Annotated in this window: 14 protein-coding genes; 6 read left to right on the top strand and 8 right to left on the bottom strand. The window is 66.1% G+C overall.

The features are described 5' to 3' along the window. The first annotated feature begins 27 nt into the window (after positions 1-27). Positions 28-447, top strand: a complete 420-nt coding sequence (locus B5G43_RS14385; protein ID WP_087262565.1) for a hypothetical protein — start codon at positions 28-30, stop codon at positions 445-447. Continuing rightward, the gene (locus B5G43_RS14380; protein WP_087262563.1) at positions 440-649 is read left to right on the top strand and encodes a hypothetical protein; all 210 of its coding nucleotides are present in this window, start codon (positions 440-442) and stop codon (positions 647-649) included. Before B5G43_RS14385 ends, B5G43_RS14380 begins: the two co-directional genes overlap by 8 nt. On the opposite strand, the gene B5G43_RS14375 is transcribed toward B5G43_RS14380, so the two are convergent. From B5G43_RS14375 to trpS, 4 genes are read right to left on the bottom strand one after another with little or no spacing between them, the layout of a single operon-like run. Then, complete coding sequence (locus tag B5G43_RS14375; protein WP_087262562.1) at positions 627-1,421, bottom strand: hypothetical protein; 795 nt, start codon at positions 1,419-1,421, stop codon at positions 627-629. The genes B5G43_RS14380 and B5G43_RS14375 overlap by 23 nt on opposite strands. 21 nt (positions 1,422-1,442) lie before the next feature. After that, entirely contained in the window at positions 1,443-2,588 is a 1,146-nt protein-coding gene (gene wecB, locus B5G43_RS14370; protein WP_087262607.1) for a UDP-N-acetylglucosamine 2-epimerase (non-hydrolyzing), read from the bottom strand. Further along, on the bottom strand, positions 2,582-3,712 hold the full coding sequence (locus B5G43_RS14365) for an MraY family glycosyltransferase (protein WP_087262560.1): 1,131 nt from the start codon (positions 3,710-3,712) through the stop codon (positions 2,582-2,584). The genes wecB and B5G43_RS14365 overlap by 7 nt, the downstream gene beginning before the upstream one ends. A 38-nt stretch (positions 3,713-3,750) precedes the next feature. After that, positions 3,751-4,752 (bottom strand): tryptophan--tRNA ligase, encoded by a 1,002-nt coding sequence (gene trpS, locus B5G43_RS14360; protein ID WP_087262558.1) that lies wholly within the window; start codon positions 4,750-4,752, stop codon positions 3,751-3,753. Positions 4,753-4,968: 216 nt separating this feature from the next. Between trpS and B5G43_RS14355 the strand changes: the two genes are divergently transcribed. The 3 genes from B5G43_RS14355 to B5G43_RS14345 all read left to right on the top strand — a co-directional run bounded on the left by B5G43_RS14355 (position 4,969) and on the right by B5G43_RS14345 (position 7,623). Beyond that, the gene (locus B5G43_RS14355) at positions 4,969-5,769 is read left to right on the top strand and encodes an SDR family NAD(P)-dependent oxidoreductase (protein WP_087262556.1); all 801 of its coding nucleotides are present in this window, start codon (positions 4,969-4,971) and stop codon (positions 5,767-5,769) included. Between the two features lie 68 nt (positions 5,770-5,837). Beyond that, on the top strand, positions 5,838-6,710 hold the full coding sequence (locus tag B5G43_RS14350) for an MBL fold metallo-hydrolase (RefSeq protein ID WP_158097441.1): 873 nt from the start codon (positions 5,838-5,840) through the stop codon (positions 6,708-6,710). 76 nt (positions 6,711-6,786) lie between these two features. After that, complete coding sequence (locus B5G43_RS14345) at positions 6,787-7,623, top strand: hypothetical protein (protein ID WP_087262552.1); 837 nt, start codon at positions 6,787-6,789, stop codon at positions 7,621-7,623. 51 nt (positions 7,624-7,674) lie between these two features. Here the strand turns inward: B5G43_RS14345 and B5G43_RS14340 are convergent, their stop codons facing one another. From B5G43_RS14340 to polA, 4 genes are read right to left on the bottom strand one after another with little or no spacing between them, the layout of a single operon-like run. Further along, positions 7,675-8,817 (bottom strand): GGDEF domain-containing protein, encoded by a 1,143-nt coding sequence (locus B5G43_RS14340; RefSeq protein ID WP_087262550.1) that lies wholly within the window; start codon positions 8,815-8,817, stop codon positions 7,675-7,677. 15 nt (positions 8,818-8,832) lie between these two features. After that, on the bottom strand, positions 8,833-9,414 hold the full coding sequence (locus B5G43_RS14335) for a hypothetical protein (RefSeq protein WP_087262548.1): 582 nt from the start codon (positions 9,412-9,414) through the stop codon (positions 8,833-8,835). Then, on the bottom strand, positions 9,411-9,857 hold the full coding sequence (gene rimI, locus B5G43_RS14330) for a ribosomal protein S18-alanine N-acetyltransferase (protein WP_087262546.1): 447 nt from the start codon (positions 9,855-9,857) through the stop codon (positions 9,411-9,413). The genes B5G43_RS14335 and rimI overlap by 4 nt, the downstream gene beginning before the upstream one ends. Before the next feature lie 15 nt (positions 9,858-9,872). Beyond that, a complete protein-coding gene (gene polA, locus B5G43_RS14325) occupies positions 9,873-12,536 on the bottom strand; it encodes a DNA polymerase I (RefSeq protein WP_087262545.1) in 2,664 nt (887 codons plus the stop codon). A gap of 122 nt (positions 12,537-12,658) precedes the next feature. Between polA and B5G43_RS14320 the strand changes: the two genes are divergently transcribed. Continuing rightward, positions 12,659-13,336 (top strand): manganese catalase family protein, encoded by a 678-nt coding sequence (locus tag B5G43_RS14320; RefSeq protein WP_087262543.1) that lies wholly within the window; start codon positions 12,659-12,661, stop codon positions 13,334-13,336. The last annotated feature ends 40 nt before the right edge of the window (positions 13,337-13,376 follow it).

Genomic DNA, 13,376 nt, shown 5'->3' with positions numbered 1-13,376 from the left:
CCGCCCGGTCGGAAAGGAGGCCCCGCCGTGGCCGAGCTGGAGGACAAACTCAACGCCATTCTGGGCGATCCCCAGACCATGGGACAGATCCTGTCCATGGCCCGGGCCCTCAGCGGCGGCGGCGAGGACCCGCCCGGGGACGGCGCTGCGGAGGAGACGCCCCCGCCGGAGCCCGACCAGGGGGCCCCGCTGTCCCCCGCCGGCGAGGCGGGCGACCTGCTGGGGGATCTGGACCCGGAGCTTCTCCAGAAGGGCATGCTGCTCTTACAGGCCTACCGCACCGGCGACCGCCGCCGGGAGGCCCTGCTGGACGCGCTGGCCCCCTACCTCTCCCCCCAGCGACGGGAGAAGCTGGAGCGGGCCAAGCGCATCGTGCGGCTTTCCAAGGCGGCGGCTCTGGCGCTGGGGCTCTTCCGCCCCGGTGGAGAGGAGGAGCCCCATGTATAACCGCTACATAACCCCTCCCCCGCCGGAGCCGCCCCGTCCGCCTTCCGGCGGGCTGGGCCGGTGGCTGCGCGCCCTCCTGCCCGACGAGGGACAGACGGAGGACCTGCTGCTGCTGGTCCTCCTGCTGCTGTTGGCCCTGGAGGAGGACGAGACGGAGCTCCTCCTCACCCTGGGGCTGGTCATTCTGATGGGACTGGACTGACCGCCGTCTCGCCGCCCTGGACGGTGTGGAGCACCGTCCCGTCCGGCAGGGCGAATTCGGTCCCCGCCGGAGCCGGCTGCTCGGCGGCGGTGGCCGTCATGGTGAGCACCGTCTCGCCGTTGAGCTCCCGCTCGGCGGCGATGAGCAGCCCACTGTGGTCGTCCACCCAGTAGCGGGTCTCCCCGTCCAGGCCTTCGTCGGCCACCGCCACGAAGATGCAGCTCACGCCGTCCCGCTCGCCGTACTCGGCCTGGGTGATGGCCTCCACCGGGGCGTCCAGCACGTCCTCATAGGTGGGGATCTGGACCGTCTCCACCTCGGCGCTCTCCTCCGAGAGGGGGGCGATGTACCAGGTCCGGCTGCCGCTGTACCAGTAGTAGAGGGTCCCCTCCCCCGCCAGCGTGCAGCGCAGCTGCCCGCCGGGGAGCTGGGTCTCCGCCCGGGTCCAGCCGCCGTCCACCCACTGGTGGGACCGCGCCACGCTGCCGCTGGCGGAGTAGGTCACGGTGATCTCCCGGGTGTAGCTCTCCGGCCGCTCCAGCGCGGCGATGACGCTCTGGACCGTCTCCGGCGTCACCGCCACCCGCACCGCGCCGCCGGCGTCCTCGCCGCTCTGGCCGCTGTCGTCCGGGCCCTCGCTGGGCGAGAGGGTGGGCAGGGAGATCTCCGGGATCCCGCCGGCGTACAGCTCCACGCCAAAGCTGGAGAACACCGCCACGGCGATCACCAGCACGATGAGCACCACCAGGATATTACGGCTTCTTCGCTCCACGCCCTGCCCTCCTTTCTCGGATCAGGCCTTGAATTCCTCCGGGCGCTCCGGCCGCAGGCCGAACTGCCACTCGATGGCGTCGGCAATGCGCCGGCAGGCGTGGCCGTCGCCGTAGGGGTTCACCGCGTGGGCCATGGCCCGGTAGGCCCCCTCGTCAGTGAGGAGCTCGCTGGCCATGGCGAAAATGGTGTCGGTGTCGGTGCCGGCGATCTTCACGGTGCCGGCGGTGACGGCCTCGGGCCGCTCGGTCTCCCGGCGCAGGACAAGCACCGGCTTGCCCAGGGCGGGGGCCTCCTCCTGGAGTCCGCCCGAGTCGGTCATCACCAGGTAGGACCGGGCCATCAGGTTGTGCATCTCCTGGGCGTCCAGGGGGTCGATGAGGTGGATGCGGTCGTGGCCGGAGAGGTACTTCCCCGCCGCCTCCCGCACCACGGGCGAGAGGTGCACCGGGTACACCAGCTCCACGTCCTCATAGGTCTCGGCCACCCGGCGCAGGGCGGTCATGATGTGGGCCATGGGCTCGCCGTAGTTCTCCCGGCGGTGGCAGGTGACCAGGACCACCTTTTTCCCATAGTCCAGCTGATTGAGAAGCTCGGTGTGGAAGGTGAAGTCGTCCCGCACGGTGGTCTTGAGGGCGTCGATGACGGTGTTGCCGGTGACGAACACGCCGTCCTGGATGTCCTCCCGGGCCAGATTGGCGCGGTTGGCCTCGGTGGGGGCGAAGTGAAGGTCCGCGATGTCCCCCACCATGCGCCGGTTCATCTCCTCCGGCCAGGGGGAGTACTTGTCCCAGGTGCGCAGGCCCGCCTCCACGTGGCCCACCTTGATCTGGTGGTAGAAGGCCGCCAGCGCACCGGCGAAGGTGGTGGAGGTGTCGCCGTGGACCAGGATCAGGTCGGGCTTGGCCTTCTCCAGCACCTCCTCCATGCCCAGCAGGCACTTGCTGGTGATGGTGGACAAGGTCTGCCGGGGCTCCATGATGTTCAGGTCATAATCCGGGGTGATCCCGAAAATGTGCAGCACCGAGTCCAGCATCTCCCGGTGCTGGGCGGTGACGCAGCAGATGGATTCAATATCAGGGCGGCTGTCCAGCTCCTGCACCAGGGGGGCCATCTTGATGGCCTCCGGGCGGGTGCCGAACACGGTCATGACGCGGATGCTCATGATTCTTTGTCTCCTTTGTTCTCGTCGTTCTCCGCCGGCTTGGCCGGCTGGTCGTGGTGGTTCTGGCCGCTGTTGTTGTGCAGGAAGATGCGCACCGACACGCCGCCCGTCACGCACAGCGCGAAGAGCAGCAGCATGGCCCGCACCGGGCTCAGGGTGGTGAGCACCACGGCGGACAGGCCCAGAATGGCCGAGATGATATACAGCACCGCCACCGCCTGCTTCTGGCTCAGGCCCATGTCGATGAGCCGGTGGTGGATGTGGCTGCGGTCGGCGTGCATGGGGCTCTGCCCGTGGGCGATTCGCCGGATGAAGGCAAAGCAGGTGTCAAAGATGGGCAGGCCCAGCAGCAGGAAGGGCACCACGAAGGAGATGAGCATGTAGTACTTAAACAAACCCTGGATGGACACCACGCCCAGCACATAGCCCAGGAAGGTGGAGCCGGTGTCCCCCATGAAGATCTTGGCCGGGTTCATGTTGTACGGGAGGAACCCCAGGCACGCACCCGCCAGGGCGGCCATCAGCACCGCCACCTCCGGCTCGGCCATGGCCAGGGCAATCACTAACATGGTCATGGAGCTGATGGTGGACACGCCGCAGGCCAGGCCGTCCAGGCCGTCGATGAGGTTGACCGCGTTGGTCACACCCACGATCCACACCACGGTCACCGGGTAAGAGAGCCAGCCCAGCTCCCAGTACAGCTCGCTGGAAAAGACGTTGGGGTTGGAGATGACGGTGACCAAGTTCCCCGACCCCACCGCGATCACGGCCGCCACGATCTGCACGATCAGCTTGGGCAGGGCGGGCAGGGCGTAGATGTCATCCAGGATGCCCAGCACCACGATGATGACCGCGCCCAGCAGCATGCCGCGGATCTGGAGGCTGATCCCGTCCCCGCTCAAAAAGGGCAGGAACAAGATCACGCTGAGCAGGAAACCCAGGAAGATGGCCAGACCGCCCATCCGGGGGATGGGGTGGTCGTGCATACGCCGGCCGTCCTTGGGCACGTCCACCGCCCCCCACTTCTGGGCCAGGTTCTTCACGATGGGGGTGGTGATGAGGGCCACCAGCAGGGCGGCCACCAGCGCACCGGCCACCAGGCCGATGCTCTCGATCGTCATAGACATGAGAACGGTTTCTCCTTTTGCTCCGGCGGGAGCGGGCCTCAGCGGGCCACGAAGCCCACCTTTTTATAGACTTTGCGCAGGGTCTTGTTGGCCACATAGGAGGCCTTTTCTGCGCCGGCGCGGTACACGCTCTCCAGATAGGCCTTGTCCGCCAGGATGCGCTGGGCCTCCTCCCGGATGGGACGCAGGGTCTCCACCACGGCCTCGCCCACGGCGGGTTTGAAGACGCCGTAGCCCTTGCCGTCAAACTCCTGCTCGATCTCCTCATAGCTCTTGCCGGTGACAGCGGAGTAGATCTGCATGAGGTTGGCAACGCCCGGCTTGTTCTCCCGGTCATAGCGCACGCAGTGCTCGGTGTCGCAGTCGGTGACCGCCCGCTTGAACTTGCGCATGATGTCCTCCGGCTTCTCCATCAGGAACACGCAGCCCTCGGGGGCGGACTTGCTCATCTTGCCGGTGGGGTCGCTCAGGCCCATCACCCGGGCGCCCGCCTTGGGGATGTAGGGCTCGGGCATCTTGAACACGTCGCCGTAGATACCGTTGAAGCGCTGGACGATGTTCCGGGTCAGCTCCACGTGCTGCTTCTGGTCCTCGCCCACCGGCACGTAGTCGGGCTGATAGAGGAGGATGTCCGCCGCCATCAGGGCCGGATAGGTGAAGAGGCCGCCGTTGATGTTGTCCTTGTGCTTGGCGGACTTGTCCTTGAACTGGGTCATGCGGGAGAGCTCGCCGAACATGGTGTAGCAGTTGAGCACCCAGCCCAGCTCGGCGTGCTGGTGGACGTGGGACTGGATGAAGAGGGTGTTCTTCTCCGGGTCCAGGCCGCAGGCGATGTACTGGGCCAGCTGCTCCAGCGTGCGCCGGCGCAGGTCGGCGGGGTTCTGCCGCACCGTGATGGTGTGCATATCCGCCATGAAATAATAGCAGTCAAATTCCTCCGCCCGGGCGCCCCAGTTGCGGATGGCGCCCAGATAGTTGCCCAGGTGCAGGTCGCCGCTGGGCTGGATGCCCGAAAGCATGACTTTTTTCTCGTTTTCCATGTCTGAAACACCTCTGTGTGTCGTTTTCCATACCAAGCCAGTATACCACACTCTTATTTTCTTTACAATCCTTCCCGGCCAATTTCAGCCTGTCCCGCATTTTACATTTTTAAACTAAGAGTTTACAATTTAGACATGAATTCTGTTTTCATTTGGTGTATGCTGAAAGCATCCCGGCGGTCCACCGCCGCCCCACTTCAGAAAGGATGAGTCAAGATGTCTCTGCTCACCGATAAAATCGCCGTGGTCACCTCCTCCACCCGCGGTATCGGCAAGGCCTGTGCCGTGCGCCTGGCCCAGGAGGGGGCCAAAGTTTATCTCGCCGTCCGCCGCCTGGAGGCCGGACAGGCCCTGGCCGAGGAGATCGCCGCCGCCGGCGGTCAGGCCGCCGTGTGCTACTTCGACGCCTCCAAGCCCGAGACCTTCCGCACCTGCGTGGAGGAGGTCGTGGCCAAGGAGGGCCGCATCGACATTCTGGTCAACAATTACGGCGCCACCGACGTGCGGAAGGACTTCGATCTCCTCCACACCGACGCCGAGGACTTCCTCGCCATCGTCAACGACAACCTCCGCAGCGTCTACGACACCTGCCGCGCCGCCGTGGCCTCCATGGTCAAGACCGGCGGCGGCTCCATCGTCAACATCGCCTCGGTGGGCGGCAAGTACCCCGATATGTACCGCATCTCCTACGGTGTGGCCAAGGCCTCCATCATCTTCCTCTCCCAGAACATCGCCACCCAGTACGCCCACGCCGGCGTGCGCTGCAACTGCATCCTCCCCGGCTTCATCGCCACCGACGCCGCCATGGACAACATGTCCCAGGAGTTTTTGGACACCTTCCTGAAAACCGTGCCCATGGGCCGAGCCGGTCAGCCCGGCGACATCGCCGACGCCTGCCTGTATCTGGCCAGCCCCCTCTCCTCCTTCGTCACCGGCGAGGCTCTCCCCGTGGCCGGCGGCTTCGGAATGCCCTCCCCCATGTACAGCCACTACGGCGACATGAAGTCCAAGGGTTAAACACAAACGGCCCCCGCGTCCTTCGGGAACGCGGGGGCTTTTTTCGCTCTGGACGGCGGCAGTGCGCCGTGGTATGCTGGAAAAACGAGGTGAACGCCATGCAGACCACATTTGAACACGCCCCCTACACCGCCCAGCGCCTGACCGACGGTGTCTGGCACATCGAGGACGCCACCCGGGACCGCCCGCCCGGGCTCCAGCGCGACGGCTCCTTCCACGGCCCGGGCAGCGTCTATGTCCTGGAGGGCACCGACGCCGTGCTGGTGGTGGACCTGGGCTTCTCCTACCCCGGCCATGCCCTGCGGGAGATCGTAGACCGGCTGGCGGACGGCCGGGCCATCCGGGTGGCCCTCACCCACAACCACTTCGACCACACCGGCGCCCTGCCCCAGTTCCAGGACGTGCCCATTTACGTGCCCGTGGACGACCCGGTGCCCGGCGTGGCCCACCCCATCCCGGTCCGGCCCGGGGACACCATCTCTTGGGGCGGGCTCTCCCTCCAGGTGCTGGACGCCAGGGGCCACACCGCCGGCAGCGTCCTCTACTACGAGGCCCAGCGGGGCTGGCTGGCCACCGGCGACGCCTTCGGCTCCGGCTACGCCTGGCTCTTCTTCCTCCCCGATGTGCTTTCCGTCTACCGGGAGACTTTGAGGCGCACCTTGGACTTTTTCCGGGACAAACCGGAGCCCCTCTTCCTGTGCGGCCACCGCTACCAGCAGCAGATCACCCCCGTCCCCGGTATGGACCCCCTCACGCCGCGGAATCCCGATCTGGGTCTTGCCTACCTGGAGGACATGCTCACCCTCACCGAGCGGATTCTGGCGGGCTCCATCCAAGGCAGGCCCTATGAGGCCCTGGGCCGGACCGACCTGCTCACCTACACCTACGGCCGGGCCGAGATCGACACCTACCCCCTCGGCTCCGCTCCCCTGTCCATCTGAATCCGGCACCACTTTCCCCCCACCTCCATAGAATGGCTCGGAAGCAATTCCGACTACTCTGTTAGGAGGTATGGCAATGCCTGAAAAGGTCGCTCCCGGCCCCGTCCATGATGCCCACTGCATCCGCGAGGCCGTATGCATCGACACCAAGAAGATCTTTGACAGCTGTAAGGACAAGGACTGTATCGAGGACCTGCGGTTCTACCCCACCCAGGACTCCCAGTGTGCCATCGACCGGGCGGTGAACGTGAAGCCCTGCAAGGCCGAGCTGCTCTCGGTGTACATCGACGTGGAGCCCGTCTGCTTCAACCGGGGGTTCTACACCGTGGATGTGCGCTACTACTACCGCGTCACCGCCGACGCCTTCGTGGGCGCCGCCCGCCCCGTGGAGATCTCCGGCCTGTGCGTCTTTGACAAGCGGGTCATCCTCTTCGGCAGCGAGAGCAGCGCCAAGGTCTTTACCTCCCGCGCCAGCACCGACGGCCCCGACGAGCAGATGCGCAAGTGCAGCGTCCCCACCGCTGTGGTGGAGGCCGTGGACCCCATCGTGCTGGGCATGAAGCTGGTGGACGTGTGCGAGTGCCACCACTGCGACTGCGAGATCACCGAGATCCCCCCCTGCATCTGCGCCTGCTTCGGCAGCGAGCTGTGCTTCAGCCACGAAAACCGCCGGCTCTATGTCACCCTGGGCCAGTTCTCCCTCATCCGCCTGGAGCGGGACACCCAGCTGCTCACCCCCATCTACGACTACTGCGTGCCCGAGAAGGAGTGCGCCTGCGGCAGCGGGTCCTGCGAGGACGATCCCTGCGAGATCTTCCGCCACGTGAAGTTCCCCGTGGATGAGTTCTTCCCCCCCAACCAGGCCACCCAGGGCGAGGGCTGCTACCGCGAGATCAAAAACTGCTGCTGCTGAGCCAGCAAAAAACCGCCCTGCGGGACCAAGCGGTCCCGCGGGGCGGTTCTCTTATTCCATCGATAGCAGCAGCTCCGGCTCCGCGACGACGACCCCGCCGCCCGCCGACTTGGCCCGGTAGAGGGCCTGATCCGCCCGGGCCACCAGGGCCTGCCCCTCCATCTCCGGTGAGAGCTCGGCCACGCCGATGCTGATCCCCATCCGGTAGCGCCGGTGGAGCTCCGAGCGCTCCATGGCCGCGCCGATTTCCCGGCAGATCTGGGCCGCCTGCTCCCCGCGCTCCCCCGGAAAGAGGATGCAGAACTCGTCCCCGCCGTAGCGGAAAATGGGGCGCTCCCCCGCCACCTCCCGCAGCAGCCGGGCAAAGCGGCTGAGGCACTGGTCCCCCCGCAGATGGCCATAGGTGTCGTTGAGCTGCTTGAAGCGGTCCAGGTCCATCATGGCCAGGGCCGCCCCGGCCTGCTCCGCCCGCAGGCGGTCCAGCGCCTCCCACAGGGCCTTCCGGTTGTAGACCTGGGTCAGGGTGTCCAGGCGCAGGGCCTGTTCCAGATGGTACTGCTCCTCCTCTGCCCGGAGGATGGCCTCGTTCTTCGCCCGCTCGTAGCGGATGATGGCCAGACACAGCAGATACCCGCCCAGCAGGATGAGGGCCTCCAGGAGGAAATTCACCAGGCTCACCGTGTTGGCCTGGACCGGCGCCTTGGACCCGTCCCAGTGGAGAAAGAGCCCGCTGAACAGCAGTCCCGCCATACTCAGCGCCGCCGTCACCGTGGTGAGGAGGTAGTCCCCATAGATGGCGGTGAGGAGCACCGTCACCAGAAAGAGGGCCGCGGCGGCCGAGAAGATGCTGTGTACCGTGTACAGCACCAGGGACACCGCCAGCATCCCCAGGGAGACGGCGTACCGCCGCACCCCCACCGACACCGGCATCCACCGGGACAGAGCCTCCAGGACCGCCAGGATGCACAGATTCACTCCGCTGGGGATCAGGAGGTATTTGATCAGATAGCCCCACAGGCTGCTGGTCTGGAAGCTGCTGGACTGGACCGAGACCAGCCCCACCACTGCCTCCACCAGCGCCGCCGCCAGCACCAGCAGCTCCACCGCGCCCCGGTGCATCCGCAGCCACCGCTGGAGGATGGCGTCCTGTTTCTGGCGGACCTGCTCAAAAAAAGACATCGGATCTTGCTCCATGGGTCCGCTCCTTCTCTAGTCTTCTGCCGGGATGTGGACGTACCGCCGGTAGAGGCTCTCCAGCGCCCGCAGGCGATAGAGCCGCCGGTGGGCCTCCATGGCTGCGTCCCGGTCGGGCGTACCGGCGGCGGACCAGCCCAGCATGGCGTAGCGCACCGAGAAAATGTACGCCTCGTACCCCAGGTCCCCGAAGCCGTTGCGCTCGTAGAACGCCAGACGGCGGCGGCGCAGCTGCTTCTCCTCCTCGGAGACCCCCGGCTCCACCGCCTCGGCCTCGGCCAGCAGCCCTGCGGTATCGGCATAGCGCTCCTTGAGCCCGGTGAGGATGGCGCTGCCGGTGCCCTGGTTCCGCTTGCCCTGGCAGGCCGCCAGGTAGTCCAGCAGCACGAAGGACCCCTCCCGCCGCAGCAGGGCGTACCCCAGCAGCTCCTCCCCCCGGAAGAGCCCCAGGGCGTCACACTCGCCGCGCTTCATCATGCTCAAAATGCTCCAGAGGGGCTTGAGCTCGGCGGGCGGGAAGGCCTCCTTCATCTCCCAGCGGTAGATCCAGCGCACTTCCTTCCGGCTCAGCGGGCGCAGTACCTCTCCCCCGCTCACCGGTCCCACTCCCGGGTCAGGAGGAGGGCGTCCTCCTTGGGGTCGTCATAGTAGTCCTTCCGCCGTCCCACCTCATAGAAGCCGTGCTTCTCATAGAGGGCAATGGCGGGGGTGTTGCTCGCCCGCACCTCCAGAGTGAGGAAGGCCAGCTTCTCCGCGCCGAAGCGGCAGAACACGTCCAGCAGGGCGTCGGCCACCCCCTGGCGGCGGTACCGGGGGTCCACCGCCACGTTGTCGATGTACCCCTCGTCCAGGATGACGTGGAGCCCGGCATAGCCCAGGACGGTCCCGTCCTCCCCCTCGGCCACCAGGAAACAGGCCGTGTCGTTGTAGAGCTCCTCGCTCAGGGCCGCCTCGCTCCAGGGGCGGGAGAAGCACTCCCGCTCCAGGGCGGCGATGGCCGGGATATGGCTGCGGTCCATGGGGACCACCTGATAGTTCATGAAAATCGCTCCTTTTTAATGGGCTTCGGCCCAGCTGCGGCCGGTGTGGGCGTCGGCGATGAGGGGCACGGCCAGTTTCATGACCCCCTCCATCTCCCGGGTGAGGAGGGCCTCCACCTGCCCGGCCTCCCCCTCGGGGCACTCCACGATCAGCTCGTCGTGGACCTGGAGGACCAGTTTCGCCTCCAGTCCGGCCTCCCGCAGGGCGGCGTCCACCCGGATCATGGCCAGCTTGATGATGTCGGCGGCGGTGCCCTGGATGGGCATGTTGAGGGCCACCCGCTCGCCGAAGGACCGGGTGTTGAAGTTGGAGGACTTCAATTCCGGCAGCCAGCGGCGGCGGCCCAGGATGGTGGAGACATAGCCCTCCTCCCGGGCCTTCTCCACCACCGCGTCCATATAGGCCCGCACGCCGGAGTACTTGTCAAAATACCGCTGCATATAGTCCTTGGCCTCGTAGGTGGGCACCCCGATGTCCTGGCCCAGGGAGAAGGCCGAGATGCCGTAGACGATGCCGAAGTTCACCGCCTTGGCCGCTGAGCGCATCTGCTTGGTCACCAGCTCCGGCGGCACCCCAAAGACCTGGGCGGCGGTAAGGGTGTGGATGTCCTCCCCCGAGCGGAAACCGGCGATCATGTGCTCATCCCCGGCGATGTGGGCCAGAAGCCGCAGCTCGATCTGGGAGTAGTCGGCGTCCACCAGCACCTTGCCCTCCGGGGCCACGAACATTTTCCGGAGCTCGGCCCCCAGCTCGGTGCGCACCGGGATGTTCTGCAAATTGGGCTCGGTGGAACTGAGCCGCCCGGTGGCGGTGACCGTGTTCTGGAAGGAGGTGTGGATGCGCCCGTCGGGGGCGATCACCTTGGTGAGGCCGTCCACGTAGGTGGATTTCAGCTTGGTGAGCTGCCGGTAGTCCAGCACCGCCTCCACAATGGGGTGCATCCCCTTCAGCTTGTCCAGCACCTCGGCGCTGGTGGAGTAGCCGGTCTTGGTCTTTTTCACCGGCGGCAGGCCCAGCTTATCAAACAAAATCTTGCCGAACTGCTGGGTGGAGTTGATGTTGAAGTGCTCCCCGGCCAGGTCGTAGATGGCGGCCTCGTCGGCGGTGATGCGCTCCTCCAGCATCTGGCCGAAGGCGGTGAGGGCCGCCCGGTCCACCAGCATCCCGGCGTGCTCCATCCGGGCGAGCACCGGGCACAGGGGGAGCTCCACCTCGTAGAAGAGCTTGTCCATCCCCAGCTCACGGAGCCTCGGGGCCATGGCGTCTTTCAGCGCGGCGATGAGGGAGACGTGGCTCACCAGGGCGTCGGCCACCGCGCTCCCGTCCGCCAACGGCGAGAAGGCGTCGGCGGCCAGGTAGGTCTCCTTGGCCTTGGGGAACTCCCGGTTAAACCAGCTGAGGCCCAGCTTCTCCAGCTCGTAGCTGCCGTCGGTGGGGGCCAGCAGGTAGGCCACGATGGCGGTATCAAAGACGAAGTTGTTCCCCTCGATGCCCTCGGCCAGCAGCCGGGACAGGAGGGATTTGACGTCGTGGGTGGTCTTTTTCGTGTCCCCGGCGAAGAGGTCCTTTATAAGCTCGTTATACCCCTCCAGCCGGTCGGCCCGGAGGACGGCGGCATGGGGCTCCTCCCCCTCCTGCCACTCCACCGCCACGGCGTCCAGGTCCGGGTGGGCCAGCACCGAGACGCCCTCGGCGCTCTGCCACAGCGCCAGCAGCTCTTTGGCCCGGGCCATGTCGGCCACCACCTCGCCGGTGGGGGCGGTGGGAGCGCCCTCTGCCTGGGGGACCTCCCCCTGGGGGGCTTTCAGGCCGTATTTGTCGATGAGCTTCTGGAATTCCAGCTTCAAGAAGAGCGCATAGAGGGCGGCGCTGTCCGGCTCCTTCCGGCGGTTGGCCTCCGGGTCGAAGTCCAGCGGCGCGTTGGTGCGGATGGTGGCCAGGTCGTAGGACATCCGGGCCGACTCCTCCCCCTCCCGCAGCTTCTTGAGCATGGCGGGCTTGGCCTCCAGGGTGTCCGCGTTCAGGGCGGCGTAGATGGCGTCCACGCTCTGGTAGCGCTGGATGAGGTCCATGGCGGTCTTTTCGCCCACCCCCTTCACGCCGGGGATGTTGTCGCTGGCGTCCCCCATGAGGGCTTTCAGGTCGATGATGTGGATGGGGTCGAAGCCGTAGCTCTCCCGGAAGGCCTCGGGGGTCATGTTGCGGGTGGTGGTCTGGCCCATGCGGGTGGTGACCAGCTTCACCGTGGCGTGGTCGGTGATGAGCTGGAGGGAGTCCTTGTCGCCAGTGACGATGACCGTATCCCACCCGGCGGCGGTGTCCTTCACCGAGATGGTGCCGATGAGGTCGTCGGCCTCCCAGCCGTCCATCTCGTACCGGGGGATGTTCAGCGCGGCCAGCACGTCCTTCAAAATGGGCAGCTGCACCGCCAGCTCGTCGGGCATGCCCTTGCGCTGGGCCTTGTAGCCCTCGTAGGCCAGGTGGCGGAAGGTGGGGGCCTTCCGGTCAAAGGTGCAGCACAGAGCGTCGGGCTTCTCCTCCTCCAGGAGCTTTTGCAGGATGGTCAGGAAGCCGTACACCGCATTGGTGGGGGTGCCGTCCTTGGTGGTGAGCATCCGAATGCCATAAAAGGCCCGGTTAATGATGGAGTTGCCGTCGATGACCATGAGCTTGTTCATAGCGCGCCTCCCGCTTGGTAAGTGTAGTCTGGCATCTTATTAGTATACCTGTTTTTTCGCCCGGAGACAAGGCGTATATTCCGCTTTCCGCCGCCCACACTAGGGTGGAAAGGAGTGATCGTATGTTCAAGCACGAAAAGCAGCTCTTCCACCCCGTGGCGGTGGAGGAGCCCAACCCCCGCTATGCCGTCCTCCTGCAGGAGCAGCTGGGCGGCGGCAACGGCGAGCTGAAGGCCGCGCTGCAATACCTCTCCCAGAGCTTCCGGGTGAAGGACCCGGAGATCAAGGACCTCTTCCTGGACATCGCCGCCGAGGAACTGGGCCACATGGAGATGGTGGCCCAGACCATCAATCTGCTCAACGGCCACGATGTGGACGCCTCCGCCGTGGACGCCGGGGAGATCCAGACCCACGTGCTGCTGGGCCTCAACCCCGGGCTCATCAACGCCTCGGGCTACTCGTGGACGGGGGACTATGTGACGGTGACCGGCGATTTGTGCGCCGATCTGCTGTCCAACATCGCCTCCGAGCAGCGGGCCAAGGTGGTCTACCAGTATCTCTACCGCCAGATCTCCGACAAGAAAGTCCGGGAGACCATCGACTTCCTCCTCAACCGGGAGGAGGCCCACAACGCCATGTTCCGGGAGGCCTTCAACAAGGTCCAGGACAGCGGCTCCAACCGGTCCTTCGGCGTCACCCCCGACTCCCGCATCTACTTTGACCTCTCCTCCCCCTCCCCCAAGCACAGCTTCGGGGACACCAAGGCAAAGCCCATCTCCTTCGACCCGCCCAACTCCTGACCCCGGACCCCAAAAGAGCCGTGGGAGCACTCGCTCCCAC

Source organism: Flavonifractor sp. An92 (assembly GCF_002159175.1).
Lineage (GTDB): Bacteria > Bacillota > Clostridia > Oscillospirales > Oscillospiraceae > Pseudoflavonifractor_A.
Note: the sequence above shows the minus strand (reverse complement) of the source record. Positions and strands in the feature narration are given on the sequence as shown.